The 13,287-nt window shown below is 47.4% G+C and carries 12 protein-coding genes; all 12 read right to left on the bottom strand.

Translation table 11 applies throughout. The annotated features are described in order from the left end of the window. Positions 1–26 precede the first annotated feature (26 nt). A complete protein-coding gene (locus BN3772_RS05305; protein WP_042179321.1) occupies positions 27–422 on the bottom strand; it encodes a hypothetical protein in 396 nt (131 codons plus the stop codon). 28 nt (positions 423–450) lie between these two features. Beyond that, entirely contained in the window at positions 451–1,404 is a 954-nt protein-coding gene (gene rsmH, locus BN3772_RS05310) for a 16S rRNA (cytosine(1402)-N(4))-methyltransferase RsmH (protein ID WP_042197486.1), read from the bottom strand. Positions 1,405–1,444: 40 nt separating this feature from the next. Beyond that, entirely contained in the window at positions 1,445–1,882 is a 438-nt protein-coding gene (gene mraZ, locus BN3772_RS05315) for a division/cell wall cluster transcriptional repressor MraZ (protein ID WP_042197488.1), read from the bottom strand. A 419-nt stretch (positions 1,883–2,301) separates the two neighbouring features. Then, positions 2,302–3,573, bottom strand: coding sequence for an adenosylhomocysteinase (locus BN3772_RS05320; RefSeq protein ID WP_042197489.1), 1,272 nt, complete (start codon positions 3,571–3,573; stop codon positions 2,302–2,304). A gap of 37 nt (positions 3,574–3,610) precedes the next feature. Continuing rightward, on the bottom strand, positions 3,611–5,242 hold the full coding sequence (gene bshC / locus BN3772_RS05325) for a bacillithiol biosynthesis cysteine-adding enzyme BshC (protein ID WP_042197491.1): 1,632 nt from the start codon (positions 5,240–5,242) through the stop codon (positions 3,611–3,613). A 161-nt stretch (positions 5,243–5,403) separates the two neighbouring features. Then, the gene (locus BN3772_RS05330) at positions 5,404–6,324 is read right to left on the bottom strand and encodes an ABC transporter ATP-binding protein (protein ID WP_042179332.1); all 921 of its coding nucleotides are present in this window, start codon (positions 6,322–6,324) and stop codon (positions 5,404–5,406) included. A gap of 518 nt (positions 6,325–6,842) precedes the next feature. Next, entirely contained in the window at positions 6,843–7,787 is a 945-nt protein-coding gene (locus tag BN3772_RS05335; protein ID WP_042197493.1) for an ABC transporter permease, read from the bottom strand. Beyond that, positions 7,788–8,720, bottom strand: coding sequence for an ABC transporter permease (locus tag BN3772_RS05340; protein WP_042179336.1), 933 nt, complete (start codon positions 8,718–8,720; stop codon positions 7,788–7,790). A 217-nt stretch (positions 8,721–8,937) separates the two neighbouring features. Further along, the gene (locus tag BN3772_RS05345; RefSeq protein ID WP_042197495.1) at positions 8,938–10,653 is read right to left on the bottom strand and encodes a peptide ABC transporter substrate-binding protein; all 1,716 of its coding nucleotides are present in this window, start codon (positions 10,651–10,653) and stop codon (positions 8,938–8,940) included. A 150-nt stretch (positions 10,654–10,803) separates the two neighbouring features. Continuing rightward, on the bottom strand, positions 10,804–11,190 hold the full coding sequence (locus tag BN3772_RS05350; RefSeq protein WP_042179340.1) for a DUF3397 domain-containing protein: 387 nt from the start codon (positions 11,188–11,190) through the stop codon (positions 10,804–10,806). Between the two features lie 6 nt (positions 11,191–11,196). Continuing rightward, entirely contained in the window at positions 11,197–12,174 is a 978-nt protein-coding gene (locus BN3772_RS05355) for a ketopantoate reductase family protein (RefSeq protein WP_157643547.1), read from the bottom strand. Between the two features lie 126 nt (positions 12,175–12,300). Further along, positions 12,301–12,951 (bottom strand): RsfA family transcriptional regulator, encoded by a 651-nt coding sequence (locus tag BN3772_RS05360; protein ID WP_042197499.1) that lies wholly within the window; start codon positions 12,949–12,951, stop codon positions 12,301–12,303. Positions 12,952–13,287 lie beyond the last annotated feature (336 nt).

The following is a 13,287-nucleotide window of genomic DNA, read 5'->3' on the forward strand; positions in this document are numbered from 1 at the left end:
ACTCTATTATTGCAGCCTGTCCGCCGCTAATTATTGTTTTCGTCAGCTGCTTTACCGTTCGCAGACACATAAATCGCGGAATCTTCAGGCGGCTGGACATATCCAAGCTTTTTGGCCTTGTCGGCTACCTGCTGCTCCAGCGTCTGCTTCTCCATCTGATAAGTGGCAATTTGCTTTTGTGTCTCAGCAATGCTGCTATCCAGCTTCTGAGCCTGCAGGTTCAAATCATAAATGTGGACGTAACGCCAAATCAGGGCGACAGCCACCAGCACAAATGCCGCCAGTGTCAGCATATAGATCAGCTTCTCCTGGGTCGGCAGTACCATCCGTCTGGTGACAACTTTTGTCTTCTCGCGGTAAAGCGGGTTTACCTCTTGTTTTCTCTTAGGTTGAACTGCTAAATTGCCGCGGGTATAGGCCATCTCTCTGACTCTCCTTTATCGTCGTTTTCTATAATTTCTCTGCAACGCGCAGCTTTGCGGAACGTGCGCGCGGGTTGTGCTCGAGCTCTTCCTCGGAAGGCACCCGCGGCTTACGGTTCACCAGCTTCAGCTTGCCTTCAGCGCCGCATACGCAGAACGGAAAGTCAGGCGGGCAAGTGCATCTGCTCAAATAACTGCTGAATATCTGCTTGCAGATCCGGTCTTCCAGTGAATGAAACGTAATAACCGAGACTCTTCCTTCAGGCGCCAGACAGCGCACAGCTCCGTGCAGCCCTTCCTCGAAAGCGCCCAGCTCATCATTCACGGCAATTCTAAGCGCCTGAAAGCTGCGTTTGGCCGGATGGCCTCCTGTTCTTCGCGCAGCTGCAGGAATCCCTTCCTTGATCAGCTCTACCAGCTCACCGGTATTTGTAACCGGCTGCTCTTCACGCCTCTCGATAATTTTGCGGGCAATCCGCCGTGAGAACTTCTCTTCCCCGTACTGGAACAGCACGCGGGCAATTTCCTGTTCAGACCAAGTGTTGATAATGTCGGCTGCGGTCAGCTCTGCAGACTGGTCCATCCGCATATCAAGCGGGGCATCGTGATTATAGCTGAATCCCCGTTCCCCTTCATCGAACTGGGGTGAAGATACGCCGAGATCAAACAGTATACCATCCACCTGCGGAACTCCGTCTTTTTGCGGTACGAACGGCAGTGTCTTCAGGACCTGCTCCAGATCCCGGAAATTGGTCTTAACCGTCACTACCCTCTCCCCGTATTCAGCCAGACGCTCCTTAGCATTATCCAGAGCCCAGTCATCCTGATCCAGACAGATCAGCCGGCCGTTACCGCTAAGCTTGGACGCAATCAGTGAACTGTGTCCGGCTCCTCCAAGTGTACAGTCGACATATATGCCATCCTCTTTGATGTGCAGCCCCTCTGTCGCTTCTTCCTTAAGCACCGTGATGTGGTGAAACAAGCTGCATCCCTCCAGGGCAGTATTCGAATTGTATTGTGTATTATAGGTCAAAGTTGAAATCCACCAGCTTCTCGGCAATTTCGTTGAACGATTCTTCTGACTGTTTGAAGTACTGCTCCCATAGCTCTTTGTTCCAGATTTCCACCCGGTTCGAAACGCCCAGAATAACACAGTCCTTGTCCAGCTTGGCATATTGCCGCAAATTCCCCGGCAGATTAACCCTGCCCTGCTTGTCCCATACACATTCCGTCGCTCCTGAGAAAAAGAAGCGGCTGAAGGCACGGGCATCCGATTTCATCAGCGAAAGGCTTTTGAGCTTTTGCTCCATGATTCCCCATTCTTCCATGGGATAAACAAACAGGCAGGAATCAAGGCCGCGGGTTGCAACAAACGAGGTTCCGAGCAATTCACGGAATTTAGCCGGGATAATGATCCGGCCCTTGTCGTCAATGCTATGCTGGAACTCCCCCATAAACATCGATTTACCCACTCCCCGTTACCAATTCCCCACTTTACCCCACTTTACACCACCTAAGCATAATAGATTCGCCATTAAAAATCAAAAACCTTTTTCACACCAAAGGTAATTTTTTCTTGTTTGTCAAGCTATCATTTCAACGTTCCTTCCAGCCATCCCATTCCTTTGCAGACTCAGATCCTGAGAAAAATAGACAGCAAAGCGTGAAACAGCAGAAAAAGGGGTATATACTATCTTGAATCCTATTTGAATCCAGATTTTAGCCGGACATATCCAGGAGGGGCGTATGGGAAATATAACGAAGTTGAAAATCAGGTTGAGTTTTACGCAGATCCATCAGCGAATAAAGCCCATAAACAGCAAAATACCCGGGCCACTGTATGGCTTCCGGGCATTAGGCTAATCCATACACACTCTAGTTAATCATTCAGATTCCAGCTGTCAAGATATTCGACCTGCGCCGGAGTCAGACTGTCAATAGAAATCCCCAAGCTTTCCAGCTTGTAACGGGCTACCTGCTCATCCAGCTCATACGGGACGTTTTCTACCTTGACACCGATATTTTTGTAATTATCATTTACATATTTTAGCGATAGAGCCTGCAGTGCAAAAGTAGTATCCATAATTTCCGCCGGATGGCCGTCAGCGGCTCCGAGGTTAACCAGCCTGCCTTCAGCCAGCAGGTACAGCTTGCGTCCGTCCTTTAGCTGATATTCCTCAATGTTTTTGCGGACAACGCGCTGGGATACAGAACGTTCAGCCAGTTCAGGCTTATTCACTTCCACATCAAAATGTCCGGCGTTGCAGAGGATTGCTCCGTCCTTCATTACATCGTAATGCTCACCTCGGATAACATAACGGTTACCGGTTACTGTAACGAAGAAATCACCGTGCTTCGCCGCTTCCTCCATCTTCATAACCTGGAAGCCGTCCATATGCGCTTCAACTGCTTTGATCGCATCTACTTCAGTTACGATTACGTTTGCTCCAAGGCCTTTGGCACGCATTGCCACACCTTTGCCGCACCAGCCGTAACCGACGACAACGACTGTTTTACCGGCTACAATCAGGTTGGTTGTGCGGACGATGCCGTCCCAGGCGGACTGCCCTGTCCCATAACGGTTGTCGAACAAATATTTGCAATAAGCATCATTGACCGCTACCATCGGAAACTTCAGGATGCCCTGCTTCTGCAGCGCCTTAAGCCGGATAATTCCAGTCGTAGTCTCTTCTGCACCGCCGCGGATATTCTCCATCAGGTCAGGCCGCTCGGAATGCAGCAAGGTAGCAAAATCGCCCCCGTCATCAATAATTAAGTCAGGCTTGCTCTCCAGCGCTTTAATGTTCAGCGACTTGAATTCCTCCGGTGTCGGATTATATTTGGCGAATACTGTAATTCCGTCTTCGACAAGTGCTGCGCAAACATCATCCTGTGTAGAGAGGGGATTGGAGCCTGTAATTGTAACTTCGGCGCCACCAGCCTGGACAACCTTAGCAAGATAGGCCGTTTTGGCTTCCAGATGCAGAGTAATCGACACCTTAAGCCCTTTGAACGGCTGCTCGGCTTCAAATTGCTCGCGGATGCGGTTCAGCACCGGCATATGCTGGCGGACCCAGTCGATTTTGAGATGGCCTTCCGGGGCAAGCGACATATCTGCAACGATACTGTTCTGTTTCGACAATGAACTCATGTAACAACCTCCTAAGATTATGGATTAAATCGTGTTCCTACATATATATAATGCGATGAGCTCCGCTGAAGTCAGCAGGCATTTCCATCAGCTCATCGAGCCAGGCCAGACCGTAACGGTTAAGGTAATACATAACGTTATAGGCTCTCTCCTGCAGCTTGCCTGCAGGCATAAGCGAGAGTTCTATCCGCTCCCACTGACGAAGCGCGGCTTCATTCTGCTTCTCCATTGCATCCTGGGCTTTGCCCGCCAGGAATGAGATTTGATCCAGAATCTTCTCCTTATTGTTCTGGCCCAGCTTGAGCAGTCCGGCTTGAATACTGCCGAGCTGTTCAATCAGCGGCTCATACAACGCCGTGAAGGACTCCTTAACCTCAAGGAAACGGCGGTCCAGCTCTAGTTCATCCTGGGCTGCAAGCCACTCTTTGCGTTTGCTGTCAAGTCCGGAACGGACATCATTGAACGCAAGGCCGTATTTCTCCATATGCTTGTGAAGCGTACCTTCAATTATTGTAAAAGACATCCGCGGCATAATGAGCGGCATCTGATCATCTACCACGGCAAAGGCATTACGCGGTATTGCCCAGTAGGCAATTTCCCCCTGTCCCAGCACGGTAGCCAGCACCGGCAGGACATAATTCTGCATCAGCGGACGGGTCAGAACATTGTTACTGAACCGCTCTGGATGTGCCTCCAGCATGGACAGGAGCTCATCCCGGGTAAAGGATACCGTCCCCTTACGGTCGGTGAACGTATCCCCGGCCTTATGCAGCAGAAGCCGCGCGCCTTCATGTATATAGAAGAGATTCGCGTTGCCCGGGGTCACATCAGCCTGCAGTTCATATCCGGCAGCTGTAATCTCGTCGGCCGCCTGCTTGTAAGCCGTCTCGAGCTCATCATTCCGTTCAATCAATGTAGCGAAGAATGGACGTTCCAGAGCGCGCAGTGCAGGATCGGCAGAATCCAGCAAAACAAGTCCGAATTTGCCGAACAGGGATCCCAGCAGCTTGGCGAAAGCCTCACTCATACTGCAGGCTCTCTCTGTTGATTTGCGGATAAATTCCATAATCCGCGGTTTAAATTCACTTTCCTGCAGCATGCCGTCCAGCAGCTCCGTTACCTGCTGCCAGCTTTCCGGCTGCACTGTGATTCCGCTGACTGAAGCCCGCGGTCCTTCGGGCTTGTCCAGCTTGATCTTGGTGAATTCGCCGCCCCTGTTTAATACATACGTATGATTGACTTCGTCCCAGTCATGATCCTCACCCGCAATCCAGAACAGCGGAATGACAGGCCGGCCAAGCTGGGCAGCAGCTTCTTTTGCCGCCAGAATCGCTGTTGCCGCCTTATAGACCACAAAGAGAGGTCCTGTAAACAGGCCGCTTTGCTGTCCGCCGGTAATCACCAGTGTTCCAGACTGCTCCAGCAGGTCTAGTGACGCCATCACTTCAGAATGATTGTTGTGCTGCTGATTGTAACATCGCAGGACCTCAGCTACCCCGGCACGTCCGGCACGCTGATGCTCCGTTCGATCCAGCCAGTCCGCCCGTGCAGCCCGGCTGTCTTCATTTCTGAAATCCCCGCCATACAGCTTGTCTACTGTTTCATACTGACCTATATAATCACGCGCGAGCTTAGAGCCGCCCGGTATCGGTTCCGGTACTGCCTTCATAAGTTATTGCCTCCTGTTCAGTAGTCCTGCTATATGTAAACATCTAGTCCATAAACTCTATATGATTGTATCCAAAGTAAGGGCGCGCGTCAAAGAAATCCGGCTTACGCATAACAGGCGGGAGCTGAACGCTCCCGCCTGCATCTGTAACACTGTCTGTTCTAAGCAAACTTTTTAGCGACAAAATGACCCTTGGAAACTTCCACAAGCTCAAAGTCACTGTCGTTAGATTTATCGTCAGCCGAGTAAATCGGGCTGCCAAGCTCATCATTTAAAAGAATCCGCTTTTTGTTTGCTTCCGCTTCCGGATCCGGCTCCGGAATCGCTGAGAGCAGCGATCTGGTGTACGGATGAAGCGGGTTGGCATACAGCTCTTCACTCTCTGCGAGCTCCACCATTCTGCCCAGGTACATTACCGCTACGCGGTCACTGATGTGCTTAACCATGGACAGGTCATGCGCGATAAAGAGATACGTCAGACCCAGACGGTCCTGCAGCTCTTTAAGCAGGTTGACAACCTGCGCCTGGATTGACACGTCGAGTGCGGAGATCGGCTCATCGCAGACGATGAATTTAGGGTTTACCGCAAGTGCACGGGCAATGCCGATACGCTGGCGTTGACCACCGGAGAATTCATGCGGATAACGGGTAGCATGGTCATGGTTGAGACCAACCATATCCAGCAGCTCTTCAATCCGTTTTTTACGTTCAGCACGGCTTCCGGCCATGCCGTGAATATCAAGTGCTTCGCCGATGATATCCGAGACCGTAAAACGCGGATTAAGCGATGCGTAAGGATCCTGGAAGATCATCTGCATATCGCGGCGCATAGCTTTCATTTTACTTGGGGACAGACTGTAAATATCCGTTCCATTGTACTTTACACTTCCGGCAGTAGGTTCATATAGGCGGAGAACCGTACGGCCAGCAGTAGTTTTACCGCAACCTGATTCACCAACCATGCCAAGGGTTTCACCTTCACGAATGGAGAAATTGATATTATCAACTGCCTTAAGGATTTTGCCTTTTCCAACATTAAAATATTTTTTAAGTCCTTCTACTTCAATAAGGTTCTTACTCAAACGTACTGCACCTCCTTGGCCATCGAATAAAAATCCCAACAGAGCGCTATTTGCGTTTTGCTGAATTTTGTAGCGCCGGGGCCAAGCTGTCCGTACACATGCATAATTCAATTCAATGCACAGAGTCCATAAGCCAGCCGACGTCTTAATCAAATCCGGGAGAGCACTGTTGATCTTGATCAGTAGCCCGCCCTATTTGCTGTTTAGACAGAATCTCCACATAGCAATCCTATATCTCTACTTTACAGCAGAGTAGATTCCGTTGAAAAGTCCGTGGAATATTGGTTAAAGCGAGCCTCAGCATTCGGATGCTGGCTATTTCAAGAATCTTAAAAACCTTAATTTTCGCTTTGGCCGCTGACATTTTCTGATGTTAGATCAAAACTTCGGTTAAATGTTTGTCCACTTTGATCGTCAGGTTCATAGAAGTCATCGGGTCTTGAAATATCATACCAATATCTTCCTGAGAAAATATTCCATTTATTCAGAATCCACTTTAAAACAGCCGTTACAGACAGCTATTTCTTAAGCTTTGGATCTAATGCATCGCGTAGTCCGTCTCCGAAAATGTTAAAGGAAAGCATGGTTAAGCTGATAACCAGAGCCGGGAAAATCATACGCCAAGGATAGTACATCCAGCCTGTGAGTGAGTCATTAATCATCGAACCCAGGGATGCAACCGGTGCTTGTACACCCAGACCAAGGAAACTCAGAAACGCCTCAGAGAAAATCGCACTTGGTACAGAAAGTGTAACGGTAACAATGATAGGTCCCATTGCGTTAGGCAGAAGGTGTTTAAACAACAGGCGTTTCCAGTCCGCCCCCATTGAGCGCGAGGCAAGAATAAATTCACGGCTCTTAAGCTGCATAATTTCGCCGCGTACTATCCATGACATGTTAATCCAGCCTGTAATGGTTAGGGCAAGTATAATCGTTCCCAAACTTGGTTCAAAGACAACCAACAGCATAATTACTACAAGCAGGTAAGGAATGGAGTACAGAATTTCGGAGAACTTGTTCATAATGTTATCGATACGCCCGCCGAAGAAACCCATAATACCACCATAAATAACTCCGAAAATCAAGTCAATACATGCGGCCGCAAGTCCAACAATAAGGGAGATGCGGGCTCCCATCCAGGTGCGGACAAATACGTCACGACCAAAATCATCTGTTCCGAACAAGTGATCCCATGAAGGAGGCTTATTCGTACTCATCAAATCATTCGAGTCATAAGTATAGGGAACCAAGTGTGGCGCCACAATGGCTAAAATAGCAATTAAAATCATGATAATCAATGCTGTCATAGCCATCTTATTTTGACGCAGACGCTCCCACGCATCCTGCCAGGCGGAAAGGCTCTCACGCTGAATTACTTCTGCTTCTTTATGGTTATTTCCAATTGTCTGAAAGTCCTCAGGCTTTAATTCAGCCTGTTTAACCGTATTATTAGCAGCCAACATTTAATCCCCCTTTCTGCCCGCAAGTTTGATACGCGGATCAACAGCAACATAAGCGACATCCGTAAGGAAACGTGCAACCATCAAAATAACGCCATAGAAAATTGTAATTCCCATAATGATCGGATAATCACGGGTATTAATGGCTTGAACGAATTGTTTACCAATACCACCTATACCGAAGATTTGTTCAATAACGACCGAACCGGTAATAATATTAGCGGTCATAGGTCCAACATAGGTAATAACCGGCAAAATACCATTACGCAGTACATGACGGGACACAATCTCAAACCAGCTCAAGCCCTTGGCTTTAGCAGTCTTAATATACTCTGAATGCAGCACTTCCAGCATGCTGGAGCGGGTTAGACGAGCTATTACGGCTATCGGAGATGCGGTAAGCGCCATAACCGGAAGGAAATAGTTCATAGGTCCCTTGAAGCCCATTACAGGGAATATCTTCCAGTGATAAGCCAGCAAATATTGCAGCAGTGAAGCCACAACAAAGCTCGGTACCGCAATACCGAGAACAGCCATTACCATTGCGACATTATCAATCAGCTTACGATGATATAAAGCCGCAAGCATCCCCAACGCTACACCTACGATAACCGCTACAATAATAGCGACAACCCCAAGCTTGAGTGATGAGGAGAATGTCTGTGAGATAATATTGGTTACTTCTTGGTTGAGCATTTTCATTGAAATGCCCAGGTCACCCTTTAAAATATTCTTCAGATAAAGCAGATACTGCTCAAAGACGGGCTTGTCCAGATTATACTGCGCATATAGACGCTGCAAAATTTGTTCCGGAATTTTTTTCTCAGCTGTAAACGGATCGCCCGGAATTGCTTTCATTAGGAAAAAGGTCGCAGAAATCAATACAAACAGCGATACTACCATGTGGAGAAATCTGTTAAAAACATAACGAATCATGCCCGCCATCACCTCCTTCGACAATAATTTTACTTACCTATTGTAAGGAAAAAACAATCATTTGTCTAACTGATCAAATTTCTATTTTTCCCAAATAATCACATTTATCAGCCGATACAAAAAAAAAGGGATATATATGGAGTTCCACATATATATCCCGAAGTAATATAAAAACTTCAGACTATTATATTACTGTATTAGATTTTTTTGTTAGATCCTAGTGCTCAAGCAGGTAAGCACGGGACAGGTCGATTGCACCGCTGAAGTCAAGAGTTACACCTTTAAGGTACTCTTTAGTCAGGGAGTTGTTAGTGTAGTAGTAGATTGGAATAACAACCATGTCATCCATCAGGATTTTTTCAGCTGCTACGAATTTTTCTTGACGAACAGCATTGTCAGCAGAAGCTTTAGCTTCCTGAATCAGCTTATCATAGTCAGGGTTAGCATAACCGCTATCGTTGTTACCGCCGCCAGTTACCCACATATCCAGGAATGTCATTGGATCATTGTAATCCGCAGACCAGCCGGCACGTGCTACTTGGTAGTTCAGGTTGTGTCTATCTTCGATGAACACGCCCCACTCTTTGTTTTCCAGCTTAACTTCAACGCCAAGGGCTTTTTTCCATTGGTCAGCAATAGCTACTGCAATTTTCTGGTGACCTTCACTTGTGTTGTAAGTAACTGTGAAGCTCAGTTTGTCCAGGCCTTCTTCTTTCAGACCTTCATCAAGCAATGTTTTAGCTGCGGCAAGATCTTCACTGAAGTACTGGGAATCAGCTACTGCAGTACGGAATTCTTGTTCGTTGCTCTGGATACCTGTTGGTACAAAGCCGAATGCCGGCAATTGTCCACCCAGTGTGATGTTATCAATGATTGGCTGACGTTCAATCGCCATTGCCAGTGCTTTACGGATTTTTGCGTTAGTGAATGGTTTTTCAGTTATATTGAACTGGTAGTAGTAAACGCTCGCGATACCTTTTCTTGAGAACTCGTTAGGAAATTCTTTTTCAACGATTGGCAGCTGTTCAGTTGGAATTTCACCAATTGGACCGCCTGCACGGTCAAGTTCGCCGTTTTTGTAGCTCAGCAGCTCAGTTGCGCCGCTGTTTACGATGGAGAAATTGATTTGTTGTGCTTTGATATCATCAGCAGCGTAGTAAGAAGGGTTCTTAGTTACTGCCAGGGATTGACCAGTAGTCCATTCAGTCAATGTGAAAGGACCGTTAGTAATTTGAGTATCTACTGTAGTTGCCCATTTTGCATTGTCCTTAACAGAGCTGTGTACTGGGTAGTACGTATAGAAAGACAGCAGACCCAAGAAATAAGGTGTTGGGTTAGCCAATGTTACTTCAAGTGTTTTTTCATCAGTTACTTTGATACCAACTTGGCTGAAATCAGTGATTTTTCCAGTGTTGAAATCTTCAGCACCTTTGATGTAGTACAGTTGGTAAGCGTAAGGAGCTGCTTGTTCTGCATTAGGATCAAGGACGCGTTGCCAAGCAAAAGCAAAATCGTTAGCAGTTACAGCGTCGCCGTTGCTCCATTTGGAGTCACGAAGATGGAAAGTGTACACGAGGCCGTCAGCGGAAATATCCCAGGATTCTGCAACGCCTTCTTCAGCTTGTCCTGTTTCTGCATTTTGACGGGTAAGTCCTTCATACATCAATTTCAGAATAGCATTGGATGTGCTATCTTGAGCTTGTTGCGGGTCAAACGTTGGAGGCTCGGAGCTCAAGTTAATTTTGAGCGTTTGATCAGCAGCCAGCTTTTCACCACCGGTGTTACCTGTGTTCGTTCCAGCATTGTCACTTGGCGCATTAGTCGCCGCTGCGTTGCCGCTGTTTGCATTGTTGTTACCGCCGCAGCCAGCAAGCACTGTGCCGATTACAAGAACCAATGCAATCATGAGCAATAGACTTTTACTCTTCTTCATCTAGCAGTTCCCCCTAAATAGAATGTGGTATATGGTTTATGATTATACAACCAGTGGTCAAAAAAATCTAGAGCAATATTTTCTGAAAACACATTTTTTTTTAAAACAGAAAATTTTGTGACAGTGACGCTTCACCGGAGCAGCGGAACATTACATCGCTTGTGATATGTATTGTATAAGGACTATGATCTGAAAAAGAATGTACAGAACGCCTAAAAAAAAGAACGCGAGCCGCCAAACTGCCCGGAATAAGCGCCTTCCGTCAACCTTTCCCTTAAGGCGGTTCTGGGCGCCGCCAATCAGTCCGGCGGATATTAATACAATAAGCAGTATAAAATAAAACCCGAATCGCGCATCAAACAGAAGATTAAATAAAGCAGAAACAGAAAGCAATAAAAATAAGGTTGTCACATCCATTGCCAGCATTAACGTTCGTTTTCTGTCCTTTTTCAGCCCTGTTCCGATAAAATAGACAATTAAAAAAGGAACAACCGGTATGACTCCCAATGTTACAAATGAATTTTGCAGCAGCTCCAATCAGCTTCACCTCTCTCTCGCACTCATGCCTTCGACAAGCTGGCAAATCCAGCGGTGCAGTGGAACCTGAATCCCCCGGCGCTCAGCCAAATCCACAATACTACCGTTAATCCAGCGGATTTCAGTCTGCCTTCCGGCAAGCACATCAGCCAGCATAGAGGAGATATTCCCCGAAGTTGCACGGCACACCTCGGTAATATGCTCCCAGGCATCCTCCTGGTAGGTAATACCGCAGGCATCATATACAGCAACTGCTTCTGCGTAGAGCTCCTTCATCAGCTGAACCCGCTGACGGGAGGCCAGCAGCTCGCCGTTCTGAATGCGCCACAATGCGGTAAGCGGATTAATTACGGCATTGATCAAGAGCTTCCGGTAAATCAGGGTATTCACTTTGTTCGACATAGAGGCGGAGAATCCTGCTGAGAAGAGTGCATCCGTGAAACTTTCCGCCGCCTTATCCAGAGACAGCTTGTCCGTTTCAGCAATAGTATGACCCTCTGTTTCCTGCCCTATGTATATTTCTCCTCTGCCGGAATGAATAACCTCTGTTAATGTTTTCCGTTTGGCCGCTTCTGTAGTTACAGCCGCCCAGACAGAAGCATACGGCAGCAGCTGCCGGAGCTTTTCTAAATGTCCGTAACCGTTTTGAAAGCAGACCGCCCGCATCCTGCAGTTCTTCAAGGGCTTCAGCATATCCGGCAGCTCCTGGTGAAATGCCTGTTGCTTGAGCGTTACCGCTACCCAATCACCGGGCTCACACAGATATATTCCCGCGAAATCCCTTGCCTCGAAAGCAGTGAAGCTAGTTCCGGGAACAAATACAGGCTCCGTCCCGTCCCCATAGCTGACAGTTAATCCATCTTTTTGGAGGGCAGCAGACTGTTCCCTGCTCCGGCACCATAATCTGATGTCAAAGCCGGCATGGATAAGCTTTCCTGCAAGCAGCAGGCCCATTGATCCCGCTCCGATTATATCTATTTTCACGCCGCTTAGCCATCCTTCCAATAATTTCCCTCATTATAGCCTGCTGCTGGCCCTAATTGCAAAAAAAATAAAAGCCGCTCAACGCTTGCCTTCCGGCAATCGTCTGCAGCTTCTACGGTACAGATTTTACTCCATTCGTTCCAGATTTCCGTTTGCATCCATTTTAAATCTTGTTTTCAGCTCTTCTTCTTCTTCATTAAGGAACGCGAGTCTGCGTGCCCGGTCCATAATCTGGATTAGCGCCTTGTAATCATCGTTCACAACCCTGTAATCGCTCTGGGCCAGATTCACCTCTTTGGACAGCCGCTCATTCTCTGACCGCAGCTCCAGCAGCTCATCCTCTTTATCCCTGAGATCCCGCTCCAGCATTTTGAGCTGGCGGCCTGCCTCCTGAAAGGTACCCTTCCACTGTCTCAAAAACCGGATGACTGCATCAATGGAGAGTGAGCTTTCATTTAAGTTGTCACTTCGACCGTATTCTTCTTCAATGTCCCCCAGAATCAGGCCGGCTACCTGGGCTCCTCTGTTTACCGGCTGCTTTTTCAGATAACTCCGCTTCTGGCGCTGGCCTTTCGCGATACCGATGGCATCCTCATAGCTTTTCCGGACACAGCTGTTCCAGCGGAAACCGCAGGCTGCCGAGGTTCTGCCGATCTTTTCCCCTACCTCTTCAAAAGCAGCAAGCTGAGTACTGCCCTCCCGGATATGACGCAGTGTCACTTCGGCCAATATCAAATCATCTTCCGCACTCCAAGCATCCTGTCTAACGGCTGTCATAAAGCCTAACCCTCCTAACAACATCTTAAAATAACCATCCTCATAACCGGCAGCTCCGCCGGATAGTGAATAGGATAAAAGCTGCTTACTCCATTTCTATGCCTCTGCTAGAGTTCATAGAATCTATTTGATACTAAATTGTATTTCCATTTTGTTTACACCTCATACGCAGAACGCTATATTTTCCGCCGAAAGAATATGTCAATTGCAAAAATCATAATTATTATAAAAATGTACATTTTTTTCAATGAATTCGTTTACAGTTTTTTATGCGGCAGGTATAATAGATCCAAAGAAGCACTTTTCGGGAATCATTTCTAAGAAGGGGGATACTCT

Source organism: Paenibacillus camerounensis (assembly GCF_000723885.1).
Lineage (GTDB): Bacteria > Bacillota > Bacilli > Paenibacillales > Paenibacillaceae > Paenibacillus_AQ > Paenibacillus_AQ camerounensis.

Coding starts and splice junctions, on each gene's coding strand:
- mraZ (WP_042197488.1), bottom strand. CDS start 1,882: ATGTTTATGGGGGAGTTCCAGCATAGCATTGACGACAAGGGCCGGATC.
- BN3772_RS05345 (WP_042197495.1), bottom strand. CDS start 10,653: ATGAAGAAGAGTAAAAGTCTATTGCTCATGATTGCATTGGTTCTTGTA.
- BN3772_RS05335 (WP_042197493.1), bottom strand. CDS start 7,787: ATGTTGGCTGCTAATAATACGGTTAAACAGGCTGAATTAAAGCCTGAG.
- BN3772_RS05320 (WP_042197489.1), bottom strand. CDS start 3,573: ATGAGTTCATTGTCGAAACAGAACAGTATCGTTGCAGATATGTCGCTT.
- BN3772_RS05360 (WP_042197499.1), bottom strand. CDS start 12,951: ATGACAGCCGTTAGACAGGATGCTTGGAGTGCGGAAGATGATTTGATA.
- BN3772_RS05340 (WP_042179336.1), bottom strand. CDS start 8,720: ATGATTCGTTATGTTTTTAACAGATTTCTCCACATGGTAGTATCGCTG.
- BN3772_RS05305 (WP_042179321.1), bottom strand. CDS start 422: ATGGCCTATACCCGCGGCAATTTAGCAGTTCAACCTAAGAGAAAACAA.
- bshC (WP_042197491.1), bottom strand. CDS start 5,242: ATGAAGGCAGTACCGGAACCGATACCGGGCGGCTCTAAGCTCGCGCGT.